At 66.1% G+C, this 25,322-nt stretch carries 25 protein-coding genes and 1 tRNA gene; 15 read left to right on the forward strand and 11 right to left on the reverse strand.

The window, feature by feature from the left end; all coding sequences use genetic code 11:
* The first annotated feature begins 18 nt into the window (after positions 1-18).
* Both NUW51_RS09005 and NUW51_RS09010 read left to right on the forward strand, forming a co-directional pair.
* Positions 19-1,455, forward strand: coding sequence for a sugar MFS transporter (locus tag NUW51_RS09005; protein WP_265587188.1), 1,437 nt, complete (start codon positions 19-21; stop codon positions 1,453-1,455).
* Between the two features lie 121 nt (positions 1,456-1,576).
* Positions 1,577-2,521 (forward strand): ketopantoate reductase family protein, encoded by a 945-nt coding sequence (locus NUW51_RS09010; protein ID WP_265587189.1) that lies wholly within the window; start codon positions 1,577-1,579, stop codon positions 2,519-2,521.
* On the opposite strand, the gene NUW51_RS09015 is transcribed toward NUW51_RS09010, so the two are convergent.
* The 8 genes from NUW51_RS09015 to NUW51_RS09050 all read right to left on the reverse strand — a co-directional run bounded on the left by NUW51_RS09015 (position 2,518) and on the right by NUW51_RS09050 (position 9,682).
* A complete protein-coding gene (locus tag NUW51_RS09015) occupies positions 2,518-3,846 on the reverse strand; it encodes an ABC1 kinase family protein (protein WP_265587190.1) in 1,329 nt (442 codons plus the stop codon). The two genes, NUW51_RS09010 and NUW51_RS09015, sit on opposite strands and share 4 nt — an antisense overlap.
* A gap of 58 nt (positions 3,847-3,904) precedes the next feature.
* Positions 3,905-5,659 carry a methyl-accepting chemotaxis protein gene (locus NUW51_RS09020; RefSeq protein WP_265587191.1) on the reverse strand — a complete coding sequence of 585 codons (1,755 nt, stop codon included), beginning with the start codon at positions 5,657-5,659 and terminating at the stop codon, positions 3,905-3,907.
* A 145-nt stretch (positions 5,660-5,804) separates the two neighbouring features.
* Positions 5,805-6,272, reverse strand: coding sequence for a DUF4126 domain-containing protein (locus NUW51_RS09025; protein ID WP_265587192.1), 468 nt, complete (start codon positions 6,270-6,272; stop codon positions 5,805-5,807).
* Positions 6,269-7,567: a fumarylacetoacetase gene (fahA, locus tag NUW51_RS09030; protein WP_265587193.1), complete on the reverse strand. Its 1,299-nt coding sequence runs from the start codon at positions 7,565-7,567 to the stop codon at positions 6,269-6,271. Before fahA ends, NUW51_RS09025 begins: the two co-directional genes overlap by 4 nt.
* Positions 7,557-8,840, reverse strand: coding sequence for a homogentisate 1,2-dioxygenase (gene hmgA / locus NUW51_RS09035; RefSeq protein WP_265587194.1), 1,284 nt, complete (start codon positions 8,838-8,840; stop codon positions 7,557-7,559). Before hmgA ends, fahA begins: the two co-directional genes overlap by 11 nt.
* A gap of 70 nt (positions 8,841-8,910) precedes the next feature.
* Positions 8,911-9,081, reverse strand: a complete 171-nt coding sequence (locus NUW51_RS09040; RefSeq protein WP_265587195.1) for a hypothetical protein — start codon at positions 9,079-9,081, stop codon at positions 8,911-8,913.
* The gene (locus NUW51_RS09045) at positions 9,078-9,278 is read right to left on the reverse strand and encodes a hypothetical protein (protein WP_265587196.1); all 201 of its coding nucleotides are present in this window, start codon (positions 9,276-9,278) and stop codon (positions 9,078-9,080) included. The genes NUW51_RS09040 and NUW51_RS09045 overlap by 4 nt, the downstream gene beginning before the upstream one ends.
* Positions 9,279-9,289: 11 nt before the next feature.
* Positions 9,290-9,682 (reverse strand): DUF202 domain-containing protein, encoded by a 393-nt coding sequence (locus NUW51_RS09050; protein ID WP_265587197.1) that lies wholly within the window; start codon positions 9,680-9,682, stop codon positions 9,290-9,292.
* Positions 9,683-9,794: 112 nt separating this feature from the next.
* Between NUW51_RS09050 and NUW51_RS09055 the strand changes: the two genes are divergently transcribed.
* The 5 genes from NUW51_RS09055 (at position 9,795) to NUW51_RS09075 (ending at position 14,503) form a co-directional block, all read left to right on the forward strand.
* Positions 9,795-10,286 (forward strand): hypothetical protein, encoded by a 492-nt coding sequence (locus tag NUW51_RS09055; protein ID WP_265587198.1) that lies wholly within the window; start codon positions 9,795-9,797, stop codon positions 10,284-10,286.
* Positions 10,287-10,367: 81 nt separating this feature from the next.
* The gene (locus NUW51_RS09060) at positions 10,368-12,125 is read left to right on the forward strand and encodes a copper resistance system multicopper oxidase (protein WP_265587199.1); all 1,758 of its coding nucleotides are present in this window, start codon (positions 10,368-10,370) and stop codon (positions 12,123-12,125) included.
* A complete protein-coding gene (locus NUW51_RS09065; RefSeq protein ID WP_265587200.1) occupies positions 12,122-13,174 on the forward strand; it encodes a copper resistance protein B in 1,053 nt (350 codons plus the stop codon). The genes NUW51_RS09060 and NUW51_RS09065 overlap by 4 nt, the downstream gene beginning before the upstream one ends.
* A 5-nt stretch (positions 13,175-13,179) precedes the next feature.
* Complete coding sequence (locus NUW51_RS09070; protein ID WP_265587201.1) at positions 13,180-13,797, forward strand: DUF2231 domain-containing protein; 618 nt, start codon at positions 13,180-13,182, stop codon at positions 13,795-13,797.
* 67 nt (positions 13,798-13,864) lie between these two features.
* Positions 13,865-14,503 (forward strand): DUF305 domain-containing protein, encoded by a 639-nt coding sequence (locus NUW51_RS09075; protein ID WP_265587202.1) that lies wholly within the window; start codon positions 13,865-13,867, stop codon positions 14,501-14,503.
* A 27-nt stretch (positions 14,504-14,530) separates the two neighbouring features.
* Here NUW51_RS09075 and NUW51_RS09080 read toward each other — a convergent pair.
* Positions 14,531-14,605 (reverse strand) — tRNA-Thr (locus tag NUW51_RS09080).
* A 92-nt stretch (positions 14,606-14,697) separates the two neighbouring features.
* Here NUW51_RS09080 and NUW51_RS09085 point away from each other — a divergent pair.
* Positions 14,698-14,838, forward strand: a complete 141-nt coding sequence (locus NUW51_RS09085; protein ID WP_265587203.1) for a hypothetical protein — start codon at positions 14,698-14,700, stop codon at positions 14,836-14,838.
* Between the two features lie 7 nt (positions 14,839-14,845).
* Here NUW51_RS09085 and NUW51_RS09090 read toward each other — a convergent pair whose 3' ends face one another.
* The gene (locus NUW51_RS09090; protein WP_265587204.1) at positions 14,846-16,636 is read right to left on the reverse strand and encodes an aminopeptidase P family protein; all 1,791 of its coding nucleotides are present in this window, start codon (positions 16,634-16,636) and stop codon (positions 14,846-14,848) included.
* A 172-nt stretch (positions 16,637-16,808) separates the two neighbouring features.
* Between NUW51_RS09090 and NUW51_RS09095 the strand changes: the two genes are divergently transcribed.
* The 6 genes from NUW51_RS09095 to NUW51_RS09120 are packed head-to-tail and all read left to right on the forward strand — an operon-like array spanning position 16,809 to position 23,611.
* On the forward strand, positions 16,809-18,890 hold the full coding sequence (locus NUW51_RS09095) for a S9 family peptidase (protein ID WP_265587963.1): 2,082 nt from the start codon (positions 16,809-16,811) through the stop codon (positions 18,888-18,890).
* The gene (locus NUW51_RS09100; RefSeq protein WP_265587205.1) at positions 18,887-20,311 is read left to right on the forward strand and encodes a hypothetical protein; all 1,425 of its coding nucleotides are present in this window, start codon (positions 18,887-18,889) and stop codon (positions 20,309-20,311) included. Before NUW51_RS09095 ends, NUW51_RS09100 begins: the two co-directional genes overlap by 4 nt.
* 45 nt (positions 20,312-20,356) lie before the next feature.
* Positions 20,357-21,748, forward strand: coding sequence for a gluzincin family metallopeptidase (locus tag NUW51_RS09105; RefSeq protein ID WP_265587206.1), 1,392 nt, complete (start codon positions 20,357-20,359; stop codon positions 21,746-21,748).
* A complete protein-coding gene (locus tag NUW51_RS09110; protein WP_265587207.1) occupies positions 21,718-22,122 on the forward strand; it encodes an acyl-CoA thioesterase in 405 nt (134 codons plus the stop codon). Before NUW51_RS09105 ends, NUW51_RS09110 begins: the two co-directional genes overlap by 31 nt.
* A 32-nt stretch (positions 22,123-22,154) precedes the next feature.
* Entirely contained in the window at positions 22,155-22,796 is a 642-nt protein-coding gene (gene maiA / locus NUW51_RS09115) for a maleylacetoacetate isomerase (RefSeq protein WP_265587208.1), read from the forward strand.
* Between the two features lie 26 nt (positions 22,797-22,822).
* On the forward strand, positions 22,823-23,611 hold the full coding sequence (locus tag NUW51_RS09120) for a class II aldolase/adducin family protein (protein ID WP_265587964.1): 789 nt from the start codon (positions 22,823-22,825) through the stop codon (positions 23,609-23,611).
* On the opposite strand, the gene NUW51_RS09125 is transcribed toward NUW51_RS09120, so the two are convergent.
* Positions 23,608-24,396, reverse strand: a complete 789-nt coding sequence (locus NUW51_RS09125; protein WP_265587209.1) for a hypothetical protein — start codon at positions 24,394-24,396, stop codon at positions 23,608-23,610. The two genes, NUW51_RS09120 and NUW51_RS09125, sit on opposite strands and share 4 nt — an antisense overlap.
* Between NUW51_RS09125 and NUW51_RS09130 the strand changes: the two genes are divergently transcribed.
* Positions 24,395-25,090, forward strand: coding sequence for a type 1 glutamine amidotransferase domain-containing protein (locus NUW51_RS09130; protein ID WP_265587210.1), 696 nt, complete (start codon positions 24,395-24,397; stop codon positions 25,088-25,090). The genes NUW51_RS09125 and NUW51_RS09130 overlap by 2 nt on opposite strands.
* Positions 25,091-25,322: the final 232 nt, after the last annotated feature.

Below are 25,322 nucleotides of genomic sequence, written 5' to 3' on the forward strand. Positions count from 1 at the left end.
TTTGGGGGAGGATTTTTCATGGTTTCAGTGTCGCCCGACGCGGCCAGCAGCACCGACAGCCGGCCCGTCATCGACGACGATGCCGGCGTCCACGCGCCCGGCCTCAACTATTTCGTCTTCGCGCTTTTCTTCATCTTCGGCGGGATCACGTCCTTGAACGACGTCATCATCCCCAAGCTGAAGGAGCTGTTCACGCTCAGCTACACCGAAGCGATGCTGGTGCAATTCTGCTTCTTCACCGCTTATCTGCTGATCGGCATCCCGGGCGCCAAGCTCGTCAAGAAGATCGGTTACATGCGCGGCGCGGTGGCGGGTCTTGTCACCATGATGGCGGGCTGCCTGCTCTTCATCCCGGCCAGCCAGACAGCGACCTATCCGGTCTTCCTGCTCGCGCTGTTTGTCCTCGCCTCGGGCGTGGTGATCGTCCAGGTCGTCGCCAACCCCCTGATCAGCCTTCTAGGTCCGCAAAAGACGGCGCACAGCCGCCTTACCTTCGCGCAGGCCTTCAATTCGCTCGGCACTACGGTCTTCCCGATCGTCGGCACGATCGTCATCCTCGGCAGTCTCGCCACGGTGACCGCCGACCAGCTCTCGGGGCTCGAACTGCAGCAGTATCGTCAGGAAGAAAGCGCCGCGATCTGGAAGGGCTATCTCGGCCTTACCGTGCTCATCGGCATCGTCGCGCTGGCGGTCTGGGCGTTCCGCAACCGCTTGCCGCATGACGCCAAGAGCATGGGCGAGAACCGCCTCGTCTCGTGGAGCCGCTATGCCATCGGCATCGCGATCGTCGTCGTCGGCGGGCTCGTCGCTCTGAACGTCAGCCAGATCCTTGGCCTCGTGATCATTCTCGGTGCGCCCATCCTGTGGCTCTACGACAACGATCTCCTGAAGCGCACGCGCTTCGGCTATGGCGCCTTGAGCATTTTCCTTTACGTCGGCGCCGAAGTCGCGATCGGTTCGATCATCGTCAACTATCTCATGCAGGAAAGCGTCCTCGGCCTGCCCGAGAGCGAAGCGGGCAAGCTGATCGCCGTCTATTGGGGCGGTGCGATGGTCGGCCGATTCATTGGCTCGGGCCTGTTGCGCATCTTCTCGCCGGGCAAGATCCTCGCCTTCAACGCGCTCGGCGCGATCGCGCTCATCGCCATCTCGATGGCGTCGACGGGCGAAGTCGCGGCCTATTCGCTGCTGGCGGTCGGTCTCATGAACTCGATCATGTTCCCGACGATCTTCAGCCTCGCCTGCGAGAAGCTGGGGCCGCGCGCGGCCGACGGGTCGGGCATCATCAACATCGCCATCTTCGGCGGTGCGGTGGTCCCCGTCGTCTTCGGCATGGTCGCCGATGCCACCGGCTCGCTCAGCACCGCGCTCATCCTGCCGATCATCTGCTATGCGATCATCGCCGGCTTCGGCATTTTCGCGCGTCGCCCGGCGCAGGATGCAGTGACCGCCTGAGGCGTGGCTGCCGACTGAAAAAGGGCGTCGCGGGCCATCCCGCGGCGCCCTTTTCTTTTCTCCTCGCAGGAACCCGCGCCCGCCTCTTGGCGCTTGATGCACAAATGTTAGACGGGTGGATATGAGTAAGAAAACCTTCATCGCGATCATCGGTGCCGGCTCGATCGGCTGCTGGCTCGGCGGGCGGCTAAAGGATGCGGGCCACGAGGTCGCCATCCTTCGCGAGGAAAAGCGCATCGAGCGCGAAAATGAAATCATCGTCCTCAAGGAGGGCGAGGAGGAAACCCGCGTCGAACTGCCGGTCTGGGAGGCGCTCGATCCCAAGCCCGACATCATCCTCCTTGGCGTCAAGGCGATGTTCCTGCCGCAGGTCGCCCCGCTCATCGCCGCGAACATGAAGGACGACACGCTCGTCTTGCCCCTGCAGAATGGCGTGCCCTTCTGGTTCGGCGACGAGACCGTGATCGATGTCGATCCGGTAGGCTCGGTCCGCGCCGCGATGCCGATCGGCAATGTCATCGGCACCGTCGTCCACGCCTCGGCCAGTCGCAAGGGCGACTGGATCACCATCGGCAAGGCGGATAAACTTCTGCTCGGCGAACCCTCGGGCTCGCACAGCTCGCGCGTGGCCGACCTGGTGAAGCTGTTCCGCGACGCCGGCGTCCCCGCCGAGCAATCCGATCGTATCGGGCGCGACATCTGGTATAAATTGTGGGGCAATCTCACCATCAACCCGCTGTCGGCGCTGACCCGCCAGACGGTCGACCGCCTGCTCGACGACGAGGACGTCCTGTCCTTCATTCGCGCCGGGATGGAAGAATGCGCCGCCATCGGCGAGGCGATCGACTGCGCCATCACCGACAGCGTCGATGACCGCCTCGACGTCACCCGCACCCTGGGCGTGTTCAAGCCCTCGATGCTTCAGGATGTCGAAGCCGGGCGCCCGCTCGAATGGCGTGCGCTCGTCGCCGCGCCGCGCGCCATCGCCCGCCAGCACGGCATCGACACCCCCGCCATCGACGCCCTTCTCGGCATGATCCGCCAGCTGGACGGCGGCTTGGCCTAGCCGAGCGCCGCGTCGATCAGCGGCCTGAGCTCCACGCGCGCTTTCAAATTCGCCGCGAGCAGCGCGGTCCCCGAAATCTTGCGCTGGACGAACAGCGTCTCGGCGGGCGGCAGATGCCAGGCGGCGCGATCCTCGGCGATCCGCATGCCCTGTTCGCGTAAGCCAGCGACGAACCCCCGGTCGCCGAAGTCGAACGGCCCGGGCCGCGCAAATTCGGTGACGATCACGTCGATCATGCCGTCGATGAGTTCGCGATGCCGATCTGCCGCGACCGGGCTCACGAATCCTGCCGCCACTGCCGCCTCGCGCACGCCGTCCCGATCTTCCGCTCGCACGGCGGCAAGGATGCTGCGATAGGCCGCGACAACGTCGGGATCGAGCGCCCGCGCCGCACCGAAATCGAGCAGCACCAGCCGCCCCGTCTCGGGCTGGTAGCGATAATTGGCGAAATTGGGATCGGTCTGCATGACCCCGAAATCGAACAATTCGGCGAGCACCAGTTCGATCAACTCGCCCATCACCCGGTCGCGCACCTCTTGCGGCTCGCCTGACAGCGTCTCGATCGGCACGCCATGGACGAAATCCATCGCGAGGATGTTGGGGGTCGTGAAGTCCGCCACCAGCTCCGGCACGACATAGCGATCATCGCCCGCGAGCCGCGCCTTATAGGCGCTGAGCTGTGCGCCCTCGCGCTCGTAATCGGCTTCCTCGGCCAGCTGCACCTTGGCCGCCTCCAGAAGCGGCGCGATGTCCAGTTCCTTGGGCAACAGCCCCGACACGCGCAGCAGCGTCGCGACATTGTCGACATCGCTGTCGATCGAGGTGGCGACACCCGGATATTGGATCTTCACCGCAAGCTCGCGCCCGTCGGGCAGGGTCGCGCGATGCACCTGGCCGATCGAAGCCGCCGCCATCGGCGTGGGCTCGAACCGCTTGAAGCGGCGCCGCCAGTCCGCGCCCCATTCGGCCTTCAACAGCGTATTCAGCTGCTGCGGCGGCATCCGATGCGCTTGGTCGCGCAACCGCGCGAGGATCGCGGCCAGCTCGGGCGGCAGCAGGTCGCCCGCGTCCATCGAGATCATCTGCCCCAGCTTCATGGCCGCGCCGCGCAGGTGGCTCAATCGGTCGGTCACCCGTGCGATATTGGCGGGGGTCAGCATCAGGTCGCGCGCGCGCACCCCCTCGCCGCGGGCCAGTCGGCGGGCGCCCTCGCCGACCATGCCGCCGACGACGCCCAGACCCATGCGGGTGAATTGCCCGACCCGCGCCGCGCGCCCGGCGGGCACGGCACGTTCAGGCGGCGGCTTGTCGTCGGGGCTGTCCATGCGCCCTAGATGGGCGGTCGCCCGGCCGAACCCAACCCCCGCCCTTGTCCCGGGGCCCTCAGGCGGCGCGCAGATGCTCGAGGAATTCGCCGAGCTGATATTTCAGCTCTTCCGACTGATCCTGCAGCCCGCTGGCGGCGCCGAGCAATTGCTGCGCCGTCGCCCCTGAGGCCTGCGCGGCTTCGCCGACCTGGCTGATATTGTCGCTGACGAGCTGCGTCCCCCGCGCCGCCTCGTCGATCGAGCGCGCCACTTCCGAGGAGGCCAGCGATTGCTGTTCGACCGCGCTGGTGACGGCGAGGCTGACTTCCTCCAGATGGCCGACCTTCGTGGCGATCGCGCCCAGCGCCTCGGCGCTCTCGCCCGAGCCCGAGCGGATACTGCCCAGCAGCGCCGCGATCTCGCTCGTCGCGTCCCGCGTCTGGCCCGCCAGCGCCTTCACTTCGGCGGCGACCACCGAAAAGCCCTTGCCCGCCTCCCCTGCGCGCGCCGCCTCGATGGTGGCGTTCAGGGCCAGCATGTTGGTACGCGAGGCGATCGAGCCGATGAGGGTGATGATGTCGTCGATGCGCGCGACCGAATTGGCCAGCTCCTCGATCCGCACATCTGCCGCGCGCACGTCGTTCACGACCTCGCGGGTGATATTCGCCGCGCCCGCCATCTGGCGGTTAATCTCGCCGATCGATTCGTTGAGCTCGTCACCCGCCGAGGCGACCGTCATCACGTTGGACGAGGCCTGGTGCGAGGCGCTACCGACCAGCTGCGCCTGGTTCATCGTCTGCTCGGCACTGCTCGCCATGCCTTGCGCGGCGGCATGCACATCGCTCGATGCCTCGCTGACCTGCCGCGCCACGCGCCCGACATATTGTTCGAAGCGCGCCGCCAGTTCGAGCATTTCGAGACGGCGCTGTTCGTCGGCCGCGGCCTTCTCTTCTTCGCGCTGCTTCTGCTGCTCGACCTCGCGTTGTGCCGCCTCGGCGGCCTCGCGCTGCAGTTCCTCCATCTCGGCGGCATTGGCCTTGAAGACCTCCATCGCCCGCGCCATGTCGCCGACCTCGTCCCAGCGCTCCTGCTCGGGCACCTCGACGCCCTTGTCGCCGCGTGCGAGACGCAGCACTGCGTCGGTGAGGCGGCGCACCGCTCTCGACAGGTCGGCGGACGTGCTGAACGCCGCGCCCGCGCCGATCAGCATGACGATCGCCACCATGATCGAGATGCCCCATTCGGTCTGCGTCGCCAGCGTCTGCGTATGCTCGTGCAGCGCGGCTTCTTCTCGAGCCGCGATTTCCTCGACCTCGGCGATGTCGGCGGTGATCTTGGCGGCATCTGCCTCGACCCGCCCGAGCAGCGCCAGGGTCTCGGCGTCGATCTCGACCTCTTCCACGTCCATGGCCCCGAAGTGCGTCTGGGCCTCGTCCACTATGGCACCGAGATCATCGAGGCGGAGGCGGACGTCGGCGAGATCCTTTCGTTCGACCGCGTTATCCGCGAGCCCGAGCGCCTCGTCGACCAGCTGATAGGCGTGTCCCATCGACGCCAGCGCCTTTTCGCGGTCGGCGTCATGATGCGCCTCGAGATAGGCGGTGGTAAATCCGGTCGCGCGCGCGGCCTCGGTTTCGAGCCGCGAGGTGGTCAGCGCAAAATTGGCGGTCCTTGCATAGGCTTCGGCATCCGCATTGATCGAGATGACGCTGACACAGCTGGAGATGCCGAGAATGGCGGTGAGTCCGAGGACCGCACCGAAGCCGCTCCTCAGCTTGACGTTGATCGCCTGCCGCTCATACCAGCCAGACAGGACGGGAATCTTAAACATGATTTACAAATCCGCTACTAAACTACTGACGCGGAGTTAGCCCCCCTTGGCTCCCTCTTGGCCAAGGGGAAGTGATCACCGATGCTTAAAGCGCGGTAAATGTGAACGCTCCCGTACCGACTTTTGAAGGTAGTGGCGCGTTTTTTCAGGTGGCGAGGGCCACGATCCCGACGATGCCCGCAATGACGATCGCATCCTCGATTAGCGCGGCGGGCAAGTCGCGTCCGAATCGCTTGGCCAGCGCGAGCCGGAGCGGCAGGGTGGCGTAGGTGCCGATGACCGCGCCGGTCGCCCCCAAGGCCGCACCGAGCCAGCCCGAAGCCGGGTCGCTCGCCCCCAGCGCGATCGCCCCGCCGACCAGCGCGCCCATGGCGGCGCGGCCGATGACCGCCGGGACCCAGGTCCGCGAGCGTGTCGTGACCTTGTCACCATAAAGCTCGCCCAGCGCCAGCAGGGTGAGCAGCGCGGCGGGCGCGGGTGCGCCGAGCCAGCCGAGCCCGGTGCCCGCGATGTCGAGCCAACCGAAGGCCGCGCTCCACGCCACCAGTGCCACCGGCGCGAAGGTGCGCGGTCCGTTGAGGAAGCCCGCGATAAAGGCGAGCAGGAGGGTCATCCGCGGTTCGCCACGACGCGCCCGACGGACTCGCCCAGCGCAATACCGGGTTGGCCCTCGGCGATCGCCCGCGCGCGCAGCGTCACTTCATCGCCATCCTCGAGGAAGGTGCGGGTTTCGCCATTGGGCAGGCTGATCGGCGCCTTGCCGCCGTCCGACAGTTCCATCATCGAGCCGTAACCGCTTTCTTCGGCGGTCGAGAGCGTGCCAGTCCCGATGAGGTCGCCGGGCTGCAGGTTGCAGCCATTGCTGGCATGGTGGGTGACGATCTGCGCGGCCGACCAATACATCGCCGCCGCCGCATCGCCCTCGCTCAATCGATAGGGGGACTCGCCCGCATCGCGCATCTTCTGGGTCGACAGGAGCACTTCGAGCCGAATGCCGAGCGCCGCCTTGTCGGGTCCGCCCTTGAGATAATCGAGCGGCTCGGGGTCGCCCTCGGGACGCGGCGGCATGGCCTGCATATAGGGGCCGAGCGCCTGCGGGGTGATCACCCAGGGACTGACCGTGGTGAGGAAGCTTTTGGCGAGGAACGGGCCCAGCGGCTGATATTCCCACGCCTGCAAGTCGCGCGCGGACCAGTCGTTCAAGAGGCAATAGCCCGCGATGTGGTTCTCGGCCTCGCCGATCGGGATCGGTTCGCCAAGCGCATTGCCTTCGCCCACCCAGATGCCCATTTCGAGCTCGTAATCGAGCCGCGCGGAAGCGCTGCGCACCGGCGCCGCGCCCTCTTCGGCGGGGCGCTTCTGACCCGACGGGCGCACCACCGGATGGCCCGACACGCGCACGGAACTGGCCCGGCCATGATAGCCGATGGGCACATATTTATAGTTGGGCAGGAGCGGATTGTCGGGGCGGAACAGCTTGCCGATATTGGTGGCGTGATGGATGCCGACATAGAAGTCGGTATAATCGCCGACCAGCGCGGGCAGCTCCATCTCCACCTTGTCCATGCCGATGAGATGCTGGCCGATCGCGGCGCGATAATCGCTATCGGTGAGCAGCTCGGACAGGCGCATGCGCAGGGCCTGCATCGCCTCGGCCCCTAGCGCGAACAAGGCGTTAAGCATCGGCTGCTGCAGTGCCTCGCGCACATCCTCGTCCTCGATCAACTCGCCCTGCGCCAGCGCATCGAGGTCGAGGACATAATCGCCGATCGCGGTGCCGATCCGCGGCAGCCCGTCGTCGGTCGAAAAGACGCCGAGCGGCAAATTCTGGACGGGCCAGTCGGCATGGCCGTTGGCGCCATCGACCCAGCAGTCGAGATCGGGCGAATTGGTGGAATCAGTCTGCATCGGGTACCTCTGCCTTGGGGAAGCCCTGCCAGGCCTCGTCATAGTCGGGTTGCGCGCTCTGACACGCGAAGTCGGTCGGGCGATAGGGCCAGCAGGTCTCGACCATGAAGGCGAGCGTGCCGTCCATCTTCTGGGGCTTCAACGCCGCCTCGCTCGCTTTTTTCCATGTCTCGACGTCGGGACCATGCCCGCTCATGATATTGTGCAAGCTGATCCCGCCGGGCGAAAAGCCCTCGGCCTTGGCGTCATATTCGCCGAGGATGAGGCCCATCGCCTCGCTCATCACGTTGCGATGGAACCATGGCGGGCGGAACGTGTCCTCGGCCACCATCCAGCGCGGCGGAAAGATGACGAAATCGGCATTGGCGCGCCCCGGCACCTCCGACGGGCTGGTCAGCACGGTGAAGATGCTGGGATCGGGATGGTCGAAGCTGACCGTGTTCATCACGTTGAAGCGCGACAAATCGTAGCGCATCGGCGCGACATTGCCGTGCCAGGCGACGACGTCGAGCGGGCTATGATCGAGCGTGGTCGTCCACAGCCTCCCGCCATGCTTCTGGATCAGCTTATGGTCGCCGTCCTTATCCTCATAGGACGCCACCGGCATCTCGAAATCGCGCGGATTGGCGAGCCCGTTGGCGCCGATGGGCCCCAAATCGGGCAGGCGGAAGGGCGCGCCGTAATTTTCGGCGACATAGCCGCCCGCGCCCCCGTCAGGCACCTCGACACGAAAACGGATGCCACGCGGAATGAGCGCGATGTGCCCGGGTGGCACGTCGAGCCGCCCCATCTCGGTGACGAGATGCAGCGCGCCCCGCTGCGGGATGAAGAGCAGTTCGCCATCGCTGTTCATGAAGCTGCGATCCGCCATCGACACATCGGCGGAAAAAACATGCAGCGCCACGCCGCTGAGATCGGCGGGATCGCGCGTCGCCAGCATGGTCGCGAGACTGTCGACGAAATCCTGCCCCTCGGCCAGCGCGGGCGGGTCCCAGCGCAGCCGATTTGGCGCCAGCGGCTGCTCGCTGCCTATGGCGGTCAGCAGCGCATTGCCCTCATAGGGCGCATAAGGCGGATGATCGGCGGTGGGACGCAGGCGATAGAGCCAGCTGCGCAAATTTTCGGGCCGCGCCATGGTGAAGGCGCTCGCGGAAAACTGCTCGGCATAGAGCCCGAAGGCCGGCCGCTGCGGGCTGTTGCGCCCGATCGGCAGCGCGCCCTTCACGGCTTCACTTTCGACATGACTGCCAAAGCCCGTCAGATAGTCACCCATGACTGCTCCCTCCTGAGCGCGAACGGGTGGCGGCTGCGCACCCTCCTGTCAATCGCCGCGCTTGGCCGCGCTATGGCCGCGCCTCGCCCGATGGCACGAGCAACCCCGAGCTGTTCGCCTTCTGCTCTTCGTCAGCGATGAAATGATACCAGAGGAGAAAGACCCCGCAGAGCGTCAGGAGCGTGATCCACGCGCGCCTGGTGGTCAGGGGCTCGCCGTCATGCCAGCCCCAGTTGCTCACGCCACCCGCCCTTGCGCGGCGGAATAGGCGCCCGCCGGCACCTCGGTCGGCGCCTCGATCTCCACCTCGGGGACGACGATTCCCAATTCGACGCGGAACAGGAAGAGGAGCAGGAGCAGAAGGCAGGCGGCGGCAATGATCAGCGCGATCATCGAGCGCTCCGACCCTTCGACGTGGAGGCTATTGTCTTCGGTCATAGCAGCAAGCTCTAGCCGAAAAAGAGCCAGATGCCGACACCCACCATCACCGCGCCCGCCGAAATACCGGTGGCGACGACTTCCATGCCCTTGGTCGAGGGCTCCTTGACGAAATTGGCGTGCATCCGGTTGATCGCCCCGCACATGCGACGCTTGGCGCCCTGCACGACGACGATGGCGAGGATCATGAAGAAAGTCGCCATCAGCTTGGGCACCCATGAAGGCTCGAAGGCGCCGAACAGCGCGCGCAGGCCGAGCCCGAGACCGATCAGCCCCATGCCCGAGCCCATCCAGCTCGCCATCGTCCGCTCCACCGCCATGATCGTGCGATCCTCGGCGAGATCGGTGCGATCCTCCGCCAATTCCTGATTGTCGCGCTCGTGGCTCGAGACGCCGCCTACCATGTCCTTCTCCGCTGCTGTCCTTCCCTAACGGCCGGGCGCCGCGATCGTTTCGCCTCCGCCAGCACCGCAGGCTGCGATGGAACGGGCACCCGGCGGCCCTCGTTACGGCCCCATGCGTTATTGTCCCTGGTCCATCGCCGCTTTCTTTGCCTTCGTCCTGCTCGGCGGCGCCGCGCGTTGGGCGATCGGCAGCGTCTATTCCTCGGGCGAGGCGATCCAGTTGATGGACACGCTCGCCTCGTCGGGGCTCTATCTCGGCTCGGCGGCGGCCACTGCCTCGGCGACCATCCTCGCGCTGATGCTGACGCTGACCGGCATGATCAAGCGGCTCGATCGCGACTGGGACGCGCCGGTGTGGAAGACGATCGATCGCGTCAGCCAATTCTCCACCATATCGCTGCTCGCCAGCCTGACCCTGCTCCTCGCGCTGGTCTTTCCCATTGGCGAATTCGACAAGCTGCCGGCAGGCTGGTTCGCGACCCTTTACAATCTCCTGTTCGGCTGGACCGTGCTGGTGATCGCGCTGCTCGCCACCACCGTGACCATGCTCTATCGCACCATCCGCACGGTGATCGCCTCGATCACCCCGCACGAGGATGTGTGAGCCAATCGACCGAAGGACCGTCTTGAACCCGGGGACGGCGGCGACTAGCTCGGCGGGAACGATAAGGATTAGAGCTCCAGCATGACCGACCTCACCCGCCGCCACCTCCTGCGCGCCAGCCTCGCTGGCGGGGCGTTGACAGCGGCGCTCCCCGCCTGGGCGCGCGGACAGGACGTGTCGCACCATGGCAGCGTCATGGCGCGGCGCGGCTTCGACGAGGCGTCGGGTGAGCGCATCGACCTCACCGTCGGGCGCTCGATGTTCTCGACCGGCGGACGCACGGGCCATGCCGTCACCGTCAACGGCAGCGTCCCCGGCCCGCTGCTCCGCCTCAAGGAAGGCGAGGAGGTCTCGCTCAACGTCCACAACCATCTCGACGAGGACACGTCGATCCATTGGCACGGGCTGCTCCTCCCCTTTCACCTCGATGGCGTCCCCGGCGTCAGTTTCCCCGGCATCGCGCCCGGCGACAGTTTCGAGGCGCGCTTTCCCGTCCGCCAGTCGGGCACCTATTGGTGGCACAGCCATTCGGGTCTTCAGGAACAGATGGGGCACTACGGCCCGATCATCGTCGATCCCGCCGGCTCCGACCCGGTGCAGGCCGATCGCGACTATGTCGTGCTCCTGTCCGAATTCAGCCCGCTCCACCCGCACGACATCTTCAAGAAGCTCAAGCAGGGCGAGGGCTATTTCAATTTCCAACAGCGCACGCTGACCGACGATTATCCGCTGAGCGCGCAGGAGCGTCGGATGTGGGCGCGGATGCGGATGATGCCGACCGATATCCTCGACGTCACCGCCTCGACCTACACCTATCTGCTGAACGGCCATGGCCCCGCCGACGGGCTTGAATATGCCTTCCGCCCCGGCGAGCGGGTGCGCCTGCGCTTCATCAACGGCAGCGCGATGACCTTCTTCAACATCCGCATCCCGGGCCTGCCGATGACCATCGTGCAGGCCGACGGACAGAATGTCCGCCCCGTCGAGGTCGACGAATTCCAGATCGGCGTCGCGGAGACCTACGACGTGATCGTCGAACCGACGGGCGACGCGCATGCGCTCGTCGCCGAGAGCATGGACCGGTCGGGCATGGGGCTTGCCCATCTCGCCAGCCGCCCCGGCGCCCGCGCGCCCGTGCCGCCGTTGCGCGACCCCCCGCTGCTGACCATGAAGGACATGGGACATGGCGGGATGGACCATGGCGGCATGGATCATGGCGCGATGAATCACGGCGGCGAGACCACGGGCATGGGCGACATGGACATGGGCGCGATGGACATGCGCGACACCTCGCTCCTGCCCGATCATGTGAAGGTCGGGCCCGGGATCGACATGGTCGCGATGAACCCCGTGGACCGCATGGGCGACCCCGGCATCGGCTTGGACGACGTCGACCACCGTGTCCTGCGCTACACCGATCTTCGCGCGCTCAACCCCGACCATTCGGCCCGCGCGCCGACCCGCGCGATGGAGATCCATCTCACCGGCAACATGGAGCGCTACATGTGGTCGTTCGACGGCAAGAAATTCGCCGCCGTTGCCGATGCGCCCATCCGCTTCGCCTATAACGAGCGCGTGCGTGTCAAGCTCGTCAACGACACGATGATGGCGCACCCCATCCACCTGCACGGCCATTTCTTCGAACTGGTCAACGGCGCGGGCCATGGCGAACAGCCCTTGAAGCACACGCTCGTCGTCCAGCCCGGTGGCAGCGCGGTCTTCGACCTCACCGCCGACGAGCCGGGCGACTGGGCCTTCCACTGCCACCTCCTCTATCACATGCACGCCGGCATGTTTCAGATCGTCACCGTGGCCAATCCCGACGGGGGCGAGGCATGAGCATGATCGCCCTCGCCGCCGTGCTCCTCGCGCAGGACGCGCACCAGCACCACGCGCCGCCGCCGCCGCCGCCGCCGCCGCCGTCCGTTCAGCCGAAGCAGCAGCAGCAGCAGCAGCAGCAGCATGCCCATGACCATCATCAGCATGCCCCGACGGAGCCCGAGCCGGAGGTCGAGGTCGAGGCGCATCACGACCACCAGGCCATGGATCACAGCCAGATGGATCACGGCACGATGGATCACGGCCAGATGGACCACGCCGCCATGGGCCACGGCACCGACAGCGCCGACAAGCTCGCCGGCATCCCCAAGGGCCCGCCCCCGCGCAGCGCGGGCAACGGCCCCGCCCGCGCCGCCGAACGCCTCTTCGGCGAAGCCGCGATGCAGCGCGCCCGCGCCGCGCTCATCCATGAAACCGGCAACCAGGCCTTTTTCTGGTTCCAGGCCGACCGGCTCGAGGCGCGCTTAGGTGGCGAGGATGTGGGCTTTCTGTGGGACGCGCAGGCAAGCTACGGCGGCGACCTCGACAAGCTGTGGATCGAGAGCGAGGGCGAAGGCGATGTTGGCGAAGGCGTGGAAGACGCCGACATCGAGGCGACGTGGAGCCATGCCATCGCGCCTTATTGGGATCTGCAGCTTGGCGCGCGGCAGGATCTCGCGGGCTCCTCGCGCACCTACGCCACCGTGGGCGTGCAGGGCCTCGCGCCCTATCTCTTCGAAGTGGACGCCGCCGCCTATCTGTCGAGCGAGGGCGAAGTGACGGCCGAGATCGAGGCCGAACTCGACCAGCGCATCACCCAGCGCCTCATCCTCCAGCCACGCGGCGAACTCGTCTTGGCGGCGCAGGATATCCCGGACCTCGCGCTGGGCGCCGGGCTCGCCAAGGCCGAACTGGGCGTTCGCCTGCGCTACGAGTTTTCTCGCGAATTCGCTCCCTATGTCGGCATCGCGCAGGAATGGCGCCTCGGTTCAAGCCGCGACCTCGCCCGCGCCCAAGGCGAGGACGTGAGCGCCACCCGCTTCGTTGCCGGCGTGCGCTTCTGGTTCTGAGCCTCATGCGCTTGCTGCTTCTGTTCCTGTGCGGCCTCTTCATGGCAGCAGCCCCGCCAGCACATGCCCACAAGGGCGAGAAGCATGGTGGAGTGGCGCCCCTCGACGCGCCGATGGAACAGGCAAGTAGCCCCGATGCTCGCGCGACACATGCCACCGACAGCGCGCCCGCACCGACCTTCACGCCCGCCTCCCCCGGTGCCGCCGAACGCACGCTCGACTGGCTCGGGCGCTTGCATCCCGCGCTGGTGCATTTCCCCCTCGCGCTCTTCCCGATGGCGCTGCTCGCCGCCTTGCTCTCGCGCCGCCGTATGGCGCTTCGCGAGACCGCGCGCTTTCTGCTTGTCGCCGGCGCCATCAGCGCGCCGGTCGCCGCCCTCGTCGGCTGGCTCGGCGCCGTCCCCACCTGGTGGGACCTCGATCCCGTCGTCGCTTGGCACCGCTGGCTCGGCACCGCGATTGCGCTCATCGCCCTCCCACTGGGCTGGCTGGCATGGCGCCGCCCCGACCGGATCGCCGCCACGCCGATGCTCTGCTTCCTCGCAGCCTTTTGCGTGCTGCTCCTGGTCCAAGGCTGGCTCGGCGGTTCGATGATCCACGGCCTCGACCATCTCGCCTGGTAGGCTCCGCGCCCGGAACGATCCCCCTTTGCCACGCTTTTTCAGCGGTACAGCAACAAGGGAGAACGCCATGGCGAGCGACGCGCACGAGCAGCATCACAAGCAGGGCCATCACGGCAAGTGGACGACCTTCTTTGTGATGATCGCGACCTCGATCATGACCATGTTCGTCCTCAAATATTCCAACGTCTACGAGCCCAGCCACGTCTTCTTCTCGCAAACGCGGATGTGGATGGCGCTGATGATGGGCATGGCGATGATCGTCATCATGCTCGGCTTCATGTGGAACATGTACAGGACGCTGGCGACCAAGATCCTCGTCATGGTCGGCGCCATCCTCGGCTTCCTGCTTTTCCTCTGGCTCGCGCGCAGCCAGGCGACGGTCGAGGACGAAAGCTGGATGAAGGCGATGATCCCCCACCATTCGATCGCGGTCCTGACCAGCCGCCGCGCCGAAATTTCCGATCCGCGCGTACGCAAGCTCGCCGATGCGATCATCGAGGCGCAGGTCAAGGAGATCGCGCAGATGGAGTTGTTGCTCGAGGATATCGAGGCCAATGGCGAAATGGGCAACGGCACGCCCATTGCACCGCGCACGGCCAAGCTCACGCCCGAACTCTACGCCAAGGCAAAGGAGGCGGTGAAGCGCGACCTCACGGCCGATGCACGCGAGGAAGTCACCGTCGAAGCGGCGGGCGATACCCAATAAAGTAACGGACGATCCGCGAGCCGGTGATGGTGCTGCCGGAGAGATTTGAACTCTCGACCTCTCCCTTACCAAGGGAGTGCTCTACCCCTGAGCTACGGCAGCATCTCTAGCGGGAACGGCGCGGCCTATCGCCAAAGCGCTCCCACCTGTCAAGCGTCTTGGCGCGGCAGGCTTGCTGTTTTATCGAGCGCGCCATGACCCACGACAAGGACGACAAGGCCAAACGCCTCGCCGAGGCGCTGCGCGCCAACCTCCGCCGCCGCAAGGGCCAAGGGAAGGAGATGGCGAAGGAGCAACGCAGCGAATCGGAAAAGCCTCGCGAATCAGGCGACTAGCCCGCGCTTAAAGCGGCGCGCACTGCGCCTCGAGCCACGCCTTGTCCTCGCCATCGAGCTGCGAGCCGATCTTCTCCATCACCTGGGCGTGATAACGGTCGACCCACGCGAGCTCGGCATTGCTCAGCATGTCCTTGTCGATGAGGCGGCGATCCAAGGGCGCGAAGGTCAGCGTCTCGAAACCGAGCACGCGGCGGCCCTCGACCTCATGCGCGACGACGAGCACGAGATTCTCGATCCGCATGCCATATTCGCCTTCCTTGTAGAAGCCGGGCTCGTTCGACAGGATCATGCCCTCGCGCAGCGGCTCGTCGGCCCCCGCATAGGCACCGCCCGGGGGCGAGATGCGCTGCGGGCCTTCGTGCACCGCAAGGAAGGCGCCGACGCCGTGCCCGGTGCCATGGCCGAAGTCCTCGCCGATCTCCCACAGATATTGGCGCGCGAAGCTGTCGATGCGCCCACCCGAAATGCCTTCGGGGAACCGCGCCCGCGCAATCGCGATATGGCCCTTGAGCACCCGCGTGTAGCGGTCGATCATTTCCGCCGTCGGCGTGCCGATGACGACCGTGCGGGTGATGTCGGTGGTACCGTCGAGATACTGCCCGCCCGAATCGACAAGATAGATCGAATTCATCTCGAGCTTGGCATTGGATTTCTCGTCGACACGATAATGCGGCAGCGCGCCATTGGCGCCAGCGCCCGAAATCGTGTCGAAGGACAGGTCCTTCAATTCGCCCGTCGCCTCGCGCAATTCATAGAGCTTGGCCGCGACCGACAGTTCGTCCTGACCGCCCTTGGGCGCCTCTTCCTCGATCCAGCGGAGGAATTTGGCGATGACCGCCCCGTCGCGCGCCTGCGCGGCGCGGTGTCCCGCGACTTCGGCCTCGTTCTTGATCGCCTTGGGCAGCACCGCGGGATCCCTCCGCGCGATAACCTTCGCCCCGCCGCGCTCCAGCGCCATTTCGATCGCCGCGACCGACCGCTCGGGATCGACCGCGACGGTCTTGCCCGCGAAATTACCCTCGAGATGCGCCTCGAAATCCGACCGCTCGTGAATGCGCACGTCCTGCCCAAGATGATTGCGCAGGCCATCGTCGACCTTTTCGCCGTCGAGGAACAGGTCGGCGCTGCCATCGGCATGGACGATGAGGAAGGCGAGCGCGACCGGCGTGTGGACGATGTCCTTGCCGCGCACATTGAGTACCCAGGCAATCGAGTCGAGCGCCGCGATGACGCTCGCGTCCGCCTTCATGCCCTTCAATGTCTCGGCGATTTCGGCGCGCTTGCTCTCGCTTGAGCGCCCGGCGAGATTTTGCGAATAGGGTTCGAGATGCGCATCGGACGGCGCGGGCTGGTCGATCCACACCTGGTCGACCGGATTGCGCTCCACCGCGACCAGCTCGGCACCATTGTCGGCCAGCGCCTTGGTCGCCGCCTTCACCCAGGCGCGCGTGTGCAGCCACGGATCGTATCCGATCCGCCCGCCCTGCGGTGCATGCTCGCCGAGCCAGGCCGCCACGCTCGTCTGCGGCACGTCCTCATAGGCGAACAGGTCGCCATCGACCTGCTGGCGCACCTGGATGGTGTAGCGTCCGTCGGTGAAGATCGCCGCCTGTTCGGGCAGCACCGCCGCCGCGCCTGCCGAGCCGTCGAAGCCCGTCAGCCACGCCAGCCGCGCCGCATAGCTGCCGACATATTCGCTCATATGCTCGTCGGTCAGCGGCACGACAAATCCGTCGAGCGCGTCGTCCTTCAGCTGGGTCCTGAGCGCGGCAAGGCGGTCGGCATGGGTCGACATGAATATACTCCTCTGCCCGGCATCGGGCGAAATCAGATGTTGCAGCTTCTCTCATAGCACCTAGTGTCGCGGCAACGAATGTGAAGGAGCTTTTCCGATGAAACGCCATATCCTGACGGCCAGCATCGCGCTCGCCGCCCTCGCCGCCCCCGCTCTTGCCCAGAAAGACAGCATGACCGACCTGCCCGAACCGCCGATCGCCGAACAGCGCGCCTACAGCTTCGAACGCCACGGCATCACCGTCGAGGATCCCTATCACTGGCTCAAGGACCAGAGCTACCCGACCATCGATGACGAGGACGTGCTCGACTATCTCAAGGAAGAGAACGCCTATTTTGAAGCGTGGAAGGCCCCGCAGGCTGACACGATCGAAGCGCTCTTCGAGGAGATGAAGGCGCGCATCAAGGAGGACGACAAGGGCGTTCCCGTCAAGAATGGCGACTATGTCTACTGGTCCGAATTCGCGCCCGGCACGCAATATCGCCTGTGGTATCGCAAACCCGCCGATGGCACGGCGAGCGACATCACCCCCGACAATGGCACGCTCATCTACGACGAAAATGCGCAGGCCGAGGGCGGCGACTATTATCGCCTTGGCGGTTTCGAGGTCAGCCCCGATGGCACGCAAGCCATCGTGCTCTCCGACCGCAACGGCTCGGAACGCTACACCATCGAGGTGATCGACATCGCCTCGGGCGAGGTTCTCGAGACGGTGAGCGACAGCGCGCTCGGCGCGCCCGAATGGGACAAGGCGGGCACCGGCTTCTTCTATACCGTCGCCAACGAGAATTGGCGCACCTACGAGGCCTATTATCACGCGCTTGGTACCGACGCGAAGGACGACCGCCTCGTCCTCAAGGAAACCGAAAACCCCGCCTTTACGGTCAACCTGTCGAAGTCGACCGATGAAAATTACATCTTCCTCCTGTCGGGGGAGAACAGCTCGGGCGAATGGTATTTCATTCCCGCCGACGACCCCACTGCCGAGCCGCAGCTGATCATGCGCCGCCGACCCGACATCCAATATTCGGTCGACGCCGCGCACGGAAAATTCTGGATCGTCACCAACGACAATCACGTCAATTTCCGCTTGGCCCAGGCCGACCCCGCCGACCCGATGAAGTGGCACACGGTCATCGCCGGCTCGGACGACTTCTATCTCGAGGGCGTCGATGCCTATCGCGATCACCTGCTCGTCGAGGGCCGGTTGAACGGTCTCGACCAGCTCTACCTGCGTGATTACGACAGTGGCGACATGACCCGTCTGCCCTTCGAGGAAGCGGCCTATACCGCGGGCTTCACCGGCATGGCCGAATATGCCCCCGACAAATACCGCCTCTATTACAGCTCCATGGTCACTCCCGGCACGGTGATGGACTATGACGCCGCCTCAGGCGAGTTTACGACGCTGAAGGTGCAGGAGGTGCCCTCGGGCCATGATCCCGACAAATATGTCGTCGACCGTCTGATGATCGAGGCGCGCGACGGGGCGATGGTTCCGGTTTCGGTGCTGCGCTCCAAGGACTTCGAGCTGGACGGCACGGGCCGCGTCTTCATGACCGGCTATGGAGCCTATGGTTCGGCCTATCCGGCCAGCTTCTCGACCAGCCGCTACAGCCTCGTCGATCGCGGCTATGCCTTCGCCATCGCGCACATCCGCGGCGGCGACGAGATGGGCTACCAGTGGTTCCTCGACGGCAAGCTCAAGAAGCGCACCAACACCTTCAACGACTTCGTCGATGTGACCCGCGGCCTCATCGAGGCGGGCTATGCGCCGGCCGGCAATATCGCCGCGCAGGGCGGCTCGGCAGGCGGCGAGCTGATGGGGGCCATCGCCAACCAGGCGCCCGAGCTTTACGGCGCCATCGTCGCCGACGTGCCCTTCGTCGATGTCTTGAACACCATGCTCGACGACACGCTCCCGCTCACCCCGGGCGAATGGAACGAGTGGGGCAATCCGATCACCGATCCGGAGGCGTTCAAATATATCCTGTCCTACAGCCCCTATGACCAGGTCAGCGCGCAGGACTATCCCGCCATGCTGATCACCGGCGGCCTCAACGACCCGCGCGTCACTTATTGGGAGCCGGCCAAATATGCCGCCAAGCTGCGCGCCACCAAGACCGACGACAATCTCCTCCTGTTGAAGATCAACATGGGGGCGGGTCACGGCGGCAAGTCGGGGCGCTGGAATTCGCTCTACGAGCAGGCCGAGAAATATGCCTTCGTCCTCGACCAGCTGGGGCAGGAATGAGGCGCGGCCTCGCCTTTCTGACCACAGTCCTGTTGGGGGCGGCGCCGCTCGGCGCTGCCCCCAATCCGTATGAGGCCGCGCGCGCCGGCACGCCGATCATGCAAGCGACCGTCACGGCGGCCGCGCATGATGATTATCGCCTCGAACTCGCGCTGGGCGCCGACGCTCCCGTCTGGATCTTCCTGCGCTCGGGCACCGCGCGCGACACCGGCGCCAGTTGGCGCGCGACCAGTTGGCACGTCCTGACGGACGGCGTCACGCTCACTCGCATCGGTCACCACGAAGCGCTCGTCGCCGACGATGGCGGCGCGCTCCCGCGTGAGATCGAGATCGCCTTCACCCCCTATGAAGGACTGATCCACGCCGACTACCAGCCCGCCATCCGCCTCGGCGAGGACGTCACCGCCCTCTTCTCCGACCATTTCACGCTGCGCCCCGCCGCCTCGATCGCCGCCGTCCAGGCCTTGGGCGCCGACTGGACCATGCTGCCCGACTATCCCGGCGGCCATCCGCTGGTGCGCTTCGAGGGCGAGGACTTCAACAGCGGCACCCGCCACGGCGACTTCGCCTTGCAAAACGCCGCCTATGTCTTCCACGGCACCCCCAAGCCGCGCACCAGCGATCAGCTCGTCATGCAGGTCCATCCCGACCTTCCTTTATGGCTCGCCGACCAGCTCGCCGCCGACATTCCCGATATTCTCGCCCTCTATGCCGCCCGCCTCGGCCCGCACGAGGACGAGCGTCCCGAGCTGATCGTCGGCTGGGGCGGCCCGACACGCGGCACCGTCAGCCTCGGCGGCAGCGTCATTGCCCATCAGATCGTCATGCGGCTGGAAGGCGAGATGCTCGTCTCCCCCTCGCCCGCCGCCGCCGCACAGGCGCGCCAATTCATTGCTCACGAAGCTGCCCATTTCTGGCTCGGCAACCTCGTCGACTATGGCCCGCCGGGCGAAGCCTGGACGATGGAAGGCGGCGCCGACCTCATGGCCCTTCGCGCCGCGCAGGCGGTCGATCCCGCCATGGCCGCGCGCCTCGAGACCCGCACCTTGCGCGCCAGCGAGCGTGAATGCCGCCGCCTCGGCGCGGGCGGCCCGCTCGTCACCGCGCCCGAACGCGGTGCCGCCCAGGCCTTTTACGGCTGCGGCCTTCTCTTCAGCCTCCTCGCCGAAGCCGCCGCCGTGGACGCGGGCGGCGACTTCTTCACCTTCTGGTCGGGCCTCATCGCCCGCCATGGCGGCGACGGCACGGTGAGCGTCGAGGAATGGCTCGACCATTATCGCGCCATCGGCGGCGACCCCGCCACCGCCGCGCGCATCCACGACCTCGCCTTCAACCGCGGCGTGGACGGCCCTCTCCTCGACGCGCTCTTCGCGGCCAGCAAACCCGCCCGCCCTGCGTCGAACGGCGAAGCAGCTTCGTAGAAGCTTAGCTATCCGGGGCAAGCACCGCGCTTGAAGATGCTGGCCATGTCGATCCTGCTTGCCGCCTTGCTCCTTGCCGAGCCCAACGCACCCGTCATGTCCGCTCGGATCGAGCGCGAGGAGAATCGCCTCGTCGCCACTCTATCGCTTGATGAACCCTCCAACGTCTGGCTGTTCGAGCGATCCGCCATCGACTGGGACGAGGAGCAGCCTTGGCGCCCGCGCAGCTTCGAGGTGCTGACGCCCGATGTCGAATTGCGCCATGTGGGTCATCACGACGTCCTCCTGTCGACCGACGGCGGACCCGTTCCGTCCGAAGTGCGCATCGCCGTCACGCCTTTCACCGCCGATCTCCAGCGCGACTACACCCCGGTCCTTGCCTTCACCGACGGCACCATGGCGGTCTACAGCCACCACTTCGTTCTCGCGCCCGTAGCCGATGTCGATACCGTCGCCGCCATGACGATGGACCGCGATTCCGGCCCACCGCTCAGGCGCCCCTACCCCACTGTCACCTTCTGCGACGCGGACGGCGTTCTCGTCGAGGGAGTGCGCCAGCGCTGTACGAGCGTCAATGAGGGGCGCTACGCCCTGTTCGGCGCTGGCGAGCCGGTCCGCGCAGGTCCCCTCACCGCCTTGATCGACGAAGGGTTGCCCGCTTGGATGGCCGATTCCAGCCGCGACACCCTCCTTGCCGCGATCGACTATTACACCGAGCGTTTCGGCACACCCGTCCTCGGCAATCCGACGGCCCTGATCGTCTGGGGCGGTGCCACGCCCGACCGCACCGGCTTCGGTGGCAGCAGCCTGGACGATATGCTGCTGCTGCGTTTCGAGGGGGCAGCACTGCAATCGCCCGAACCGCGCTGGCGCCGTGCGCTGACCCGTCACCTTCTCCACGAAACCGCTCACTATTGGATCGGTCAGCAGGTCGAATATGCTGCGTCCTCGGAAGCCTGGATCACCGAAGGCGGCGCTGAATATGCCGCCATCCGCGCCATCGGCGACCTCGTCTCGCCCGGTGCCATGCAAGCCGAACTCGCCGGGATCTGGCAGCGCTGCGGTGAATGGCTCGAACGCGGCCCCTTGTCGACCGCGCGCCAGCGCGGGGATGGACGCGCCTATTACGATTGCGGCGCCGTGGTCCACCACCTGCTCGATCACGCCGATAGCGGGGATCGCTATTTCGCCTTCTGGGCTGAACAACTCGCGGCAATGCCCGCCCCAACCCCCTATCCGCTCGCGCGCTTCACCACCAATCTCGAGACCGAGGGCCTTGCGACCGCCGCCTCGATCATTCGCTGGATGAATGAAGGTCCCATCGAGGACCCGCAGCGCCTACTCGCCGGGCTTGCCGCCAGCGCGGGGCTGGACGTGCCGGTCGCGCCGGGCGATAGCCTGTCGGCATGGATCGCCCCGTCTTCACCCACACCCTGACCGCCGCGCCCGAACACATTGACGAGCTCGGCCATGTCAACAATGCCGTCTGGGTGCAGTGGATTCAGGAAGTGGCGATCGGTCATTGGGAGGCCGCCGCCCCTACCGAATTGAAGGAAGAGGTCTTCTGGGTCGTGACGCGTCACGAGATCGACTATCTGCGCCCCCTGCACGCGGGCGAGAGCGTGACCGCGCGCACCTGGATCGACGCGGAAGTGAAGGGCGCGCGCTCGGTCCGCCACATGGAATTCGTGGCCGACGGCAAGGTCCATGTCCGCGCCGCGACCGCCTGGGCGATGATCGACAAGGGATCGAGTCGCCCCGCGCGGGTTCGCGAACGCCACATCGCCCCTTTCCGCGCCGCACACGATTGACGCGCCGTTAAGGAACGCGCAGTCTCCCGCCAATGACGCGCCCCATTCTTCATGATTATTACCGCAGCTCGGCTAGCTATCGGGTCCGCATCGGGCTCAACCTGAAGGGCATAGACTATCATAGCGAGAAGGTCGACCTCGCCGGCGGTGCGCAAAAGGAGGAGGCCTACAAGGCCAAGAACCCGCAAGGCTTCGTGCCCATGCTCGAGATCGATGGCCAACGCCTGACCCAGAGCCTCGCCATTCTCGACTATCTCGATGCCACTCGGCCCGAGCCCCCCTTCATGCCTGAGAACAATGCCGATCGCGCCCATGTCCTCGCGCTGTCCACGCTGATCGCCTGCGACATCCATCCGCTGAACAATTTGCGCATCCTCAAATATCTCAAGCAGGAACTGCGCTGCGAAGAAGCGGCCAAGGACGATTGGTATCGCCATTGGGTGCGCGAGGGGTTCGATGCCCTCGAAAAGCTCGCCGCGCCGCGCGCGGGCGCCTTCCTCTTCGGCGACACGCCCACGCTGGCCGACATCTGCCTCGTGCCCCAGCTTTATAACGCGCGCCGCTTCTCGGTGCCCATCCACGACTATCCGCACCTCAGGCGCGCCGATGAAAGTGCGAGCGCGCACCCCGCCTTCGCCGCCGCCCATCCCGACAAGCAGGGAGGTCACCCATGAACCGTGCCGACAAGCTGACCGAGGCCATGCGGGGTGCGACCCCGATCGACAGCGCCGACATCCCCAGCCTCGAGGGCAAGGTGTCGCCCGAGGAGTGGGCGGTGCGCGTCGAGCTGGCCGCCGCCTATCGGCTGGTCCATCATTTCGGCTGGGACGACCTCATCTTCACGCATTTGTCGGCGCGCGTGCCCGGGCCCGAGCACCACTTCCTGCTCAATCCCTATAACCTCATGTTCGACGAGGTGACGGCCAGTTCGCTGATCAAGGTCGACGAGAACGGCCATGCGGTCGGCGACACGCCTTTCATGACCAACCCCGCGGGCTTCGTCATCCATTCGGCGCTCCACATGAACCGCGAGGATGCGGCCTCGGTGATGCACCTCCACACCCCGCACGGCCAGGCCGTCAGCGCGCACAAGGACGGGCTCCTGCCCCTTACCCAGACCGCCATGCTGGTCCTCGGCGACCTCGCCTTCCACGATTATGAAGGCGTCGCCGTCGATACCGACGAGCGCGCCCGCCTCGTCGAGCATCTTGGCGAGAAATCGATGATGCTGCTCAGGAACCACGGCACGCTCGCCACCGGCGCGTCGGTCGGCGAATGCTTCATCCGCCTCTACTATCTCGAACGCGCCTGCCAGGCACAGGTGATGGCGCTGTCGGCGGGCGAGGCCAATCTCAACCACCCGCCGCAGGGCGCCCCCGAGATCACCGCGCAGCAGGGTGGTGCCGGCCTTCCCATCGTCGCCAAGATGCTCGCCTGGCCCGCGCTGATGCGCCTCGCCTACCGCCTCGATCCCGGCTTCGCGACCTAGGTCGGCAGGCCAGCGTCCATCCGGATCCATAGCGCGCGCGCCATGCCGATGGCGCGGCCTTCCATGTCGTGAATGACGCTGCCCGAATGCAACTTGCGCCCGTCGGCCTCGATCGGCCAACCGGTCACCGTCAGCCGCTCGCCCGGCGCGGGCCGGCGCTCCACCCGGGCGGCCATCCCCGCCAGCAACGCGGGCGTGTCGGTCAGCCCGGTGGCGAAATAGCTCGGGCAATCGAGCGCGGCCCAGACATAGCGCGTCGCTACCAGGCCATCGTCGCCTGCAAGGTCGGCGCGCGGCACCCACTGGTCCGCCGCCACCCGTGCCTTGGCGTCATAGCCGGTCAGGAGATGCAGCGCCTCCTCGGGATCGCGCAGCGGCCCGCACACGAAACAGCGCGGCGCCATATGCACCTCGGGCGCGGGAAAAGCCGCCTTCGCCGCCGCGATTGCCGCTGCTGCTGGTGGCGCGGGCATGGGATCGAGGTCGAGCGGCTTGCCCAGCAGCTCGCCCTCCACCAGCAGCGTCTCGCCATCGACCAGCCGCGCGCCCACATCGCCGCGCACCAGCCTGATCTCGCGGTCGAGCGGCGTCGGCGCGTGGAGACGCACCTTCGTCGCATTGCCGCCCACCGCCTCGGCGACGAGACCCGAGACATAGCCGCCATTGCCCATTCCATCGGGTCCGCGGAACCGGCTGTCGATGATGATCGGATCACTGTGGGTCATGGGCGCGTTGTAGGGGGGAAGAGGCGTGCCGTCACCCTCACCGACAGGAGCATCACCCATGAACATTCTCATCGTCCTCACCAGCCATGACGAACTCGGCGACACCGGCGAAAAAACGGGCTTCTGGCTCGAGGAACTGGCCGCGCCTTACTATGTCCTCAAGGACGCGGGTCACCGCCTCGCGCTGGCCAGCCCCAAGGGCGGCAAGCCGCCGCTCGATCCGCGCTCGGACAGCGAGGACAGCCAGACCGAGGACACCAAGCGCTTCAAGAACGACCCCGAGGCGCAGCAAGCGCTCGCCACCACCAAGCTCCTGTCCGAGATGAACCCCGCCGATTTCGATGCCGTCTTCTATCCCGGCGGCCACGGCCCGCTGTGGGATCTCGCGAGCAGCGAGGACAGCAAGCGGATCGTCGAGGGTACGCTGCGCTCGGGCAAGCCGGTCGCGCTCGTCTGCCACGCTCCCGCCGTGCTCAAAATCGTCGAGAATGAGGAAGGCAAGCCGATCGTGGAGGGCCGCAAGGTCACCGGCTTCACCAACGAGGAAGAGGAACAGGTCGGCCTCACCGACGTCGTCCCCTTCCTTCTCGAGGATTGCCTGAAACAGCAGGGCGCCGAGTGGAGCCAGGGCGGCGTCTTCGCCGAGCATGTCGTCGCCGACGGCCTCCTCATCACCGGCCAGAACCCGCCCTCAAGCGGCCCGACCGCGCAAGCGCTGTGCAAGGCGCTGGCGGCGAAGGGGGAATATGCCTGATTAGGCGAACCTGACGTCGTGCAGCCCTGCACGACATCCGTCGGATTTTCAAAGCACAAGCCGGCCGCCCGTCCACTGGACGAGCGGCTTTTTTCCGGCTTGGACTTTGAAAATGGTCGGGGAGAGAGGATACCCGACCAATTATTCTCAGACGCTAAGTCCTTGAAAACTTGTGATATCGAATAGCGCGCTGTGCAGAATTGTACAACGAATGGTACAATAAGCTGCACAG

Origin of the sequence: Sphingomicrobium arenosum, assembly GCF_026157085.1 — a bacterium.
In the GTDB taxonomy this organism is placed as follows: domain Bacteria; phylum Pseudomonadota; class Alphaproteobacteria; order Sphingomonadales; family Sphingomonadaceae; genus Sphingomicrobium; species Sphingomicrobium arenosum.

Excerpts from the sequence above, each read along its gene's own strand:
- NUW51_RS09105 (WP_265587206.1), top strand. The coding sequence starts at position 20,357 with ATGTCGATCCTGCTTGCCGCCTTGCTCCTTGCCGAGCCCAACGCACCC.
- NUW51_RS09045 (WP_265587196.1), bottom strand. The coding sequence starts at position 9,278 with ATGACCGAAGACAATAGCCTCCACGTCGAAGGGTCGGAGCGCTCGATG.
- hmgA (WP_265587194.1), bottom strand. The coding sequence starts at position 8,840 with ATGGGTGACTATCTGACGGGCTTTGGCAGTCATGTCGAAAGTGAAGCC.
- maiA (WP_265587208.1), top strand. The coding sequence starts at position 22,155 with ATGACGCGCCCCATTCTTCATGATTATTACCGCAGCTCGGCTAGCTAT.
- NUW51_RS09060 (WP_265587199.1), top strand. The coding sequence starts at position 10,368 with ATGACCGACCTCACCCGCCGCCACCTCCTGCGCGCCAGCCTCGCTGGC.
- NUW51_RS09070 (WP_265587201.1), top strand. The coding sequence starts at position 13,180 with ATGCGCTTGCTGCTTCTGTTCCTGTGCGGCCTCTTCATGGCAGCAGCC.
- NUW51_RS09095 (WP_265587963.1), top strand. The coding sequence starts at position 16,809 with ATGACCGACCTGCCCGAACCGCCGATCGCCGAACAGCGCGCCTACAGC.
- NUW51_RS09005 (WP_265587188.1), top strand. The coding sequence starts at position 19 with ATGGTTTCAGTGTCGCCCGACGCGGCCAGCAGCACCGACAGCCGGCCC.
- NUW51_RS09055 (WP_265587198.1), top strand. The coding sequence starts at position 9,795 with ATGCGTTATTGTCCCTGGTCCATCGCCGCTTTCTTTGCCTTCGTCCTG.
- NUW51_RS09130 (WP_265587210.1), top strand. The coding sequence starts at position 24,395 with ATGAACATTCTCATCGTCCTCACCAGCCATGACGAACTCGGCGACACC.
- NUW51_RS09075 (WP_265587202.1), top strand. The coding sequence starts at position 13,865 with ATGGCGAGCGACGCGCACGAGCAGCATCACAAGCAGGGCCATCACGGC.
- fahA (WP_265587193.1), bottom strand. The coding sequence starts at position 7,567 with ATGCAGACTGATTCCACCAATTCGCCCGATCTCGACTGCTGGGTCGAT.
- NUW51_RS09025 (WP_265587192.1), bottom strand. The coding sequence starts at position 6,272 with ATGACCCTCCTGCTCGCCTTTATCGCGGGCTTCCTCAACGGACCGCGC.
- NUW51_RS09120 (WP_265587964.1), top strand. The coding sequence starts at position 22,823 with ATGCGGGGTGCGACCCCGATCGACAGCGCCGACATCCCCAGCCTCGAG.
- NUW51_RS09110 (WP_265587207.1), top strand. The coding sequence starts at position 21,718 with ATGGATCGCCCCGTCTTCACCCACACCCTGACCGCCGCGCCCGAACAC.
- NUW51_RS09010 (WP_265587189.1), top strand. The coding sequence starts at position 1,577 with ATGAGTAAGAAAACCTTCATCGCGATCATCGGTGCCGGCTCGATCGGC.
- NUW51_RS09100 (WP_265587205.1), top strand. The coding sequence starts at position 18,887 with ATGAGGCGCGGCCTCGCCTTTCTGACCACAGTCCTGTTGGGGGCGGCG.
- NUW51_RS09065 (WP_265587200.1), top strand. The coding sequence starts at position 12,122 with ATGAGCATGATCGCCCTCGCCGCCGTGCTCCTCGCGCAGGACGCGCAC.
- NUW51_RS09020 (WP_265587191.1), bottom strand. The coding sequence starts at position 5,659 with ATGTTTAAGATTCCCGTCCTGTCTGGCTGGTATGAGCGGCAGGCGATC.
- NUW51_RS09090 (WP_265587204.1), bottom strand. The coding sequence starts at position 16,636 with ATGTCGACCCATGCCGACCGCCTTGCCGCGCTCAGGACCCAGCTGAAG.
- NUW51_RS09050 (WP_265587197.1), bottom strand. The coding sequence starts at position 9,682 with ATGGTAGGCGGCGTCTCGAGCCACGAGCGCGACAATCAGGAATTGGCG.
- NUW51_RS09085 (WP_265587203.1), top strand. The coding sequence starts at position 14,698 with ATGACCCACGACAAGGACGACAAGGCCAAACGCCTCGCCGAGGCGCTG.
- NUW51_RS09125 (WP_265587209.1), bottom strand. The coding sequence starts at position 24,396 with ATGGGTGATGCTCCTGTCGGTGAGGGTGACGGCACGCCTCTTCCCCCC.
- NUW51_RS09015 (WP_265587190.1), bottom strand. The coding sequence starts at position 3,846 with ATGGACAGCCCCGACGACAAGCCGCCGCCTGAACGTGCCGTGCCCGCC.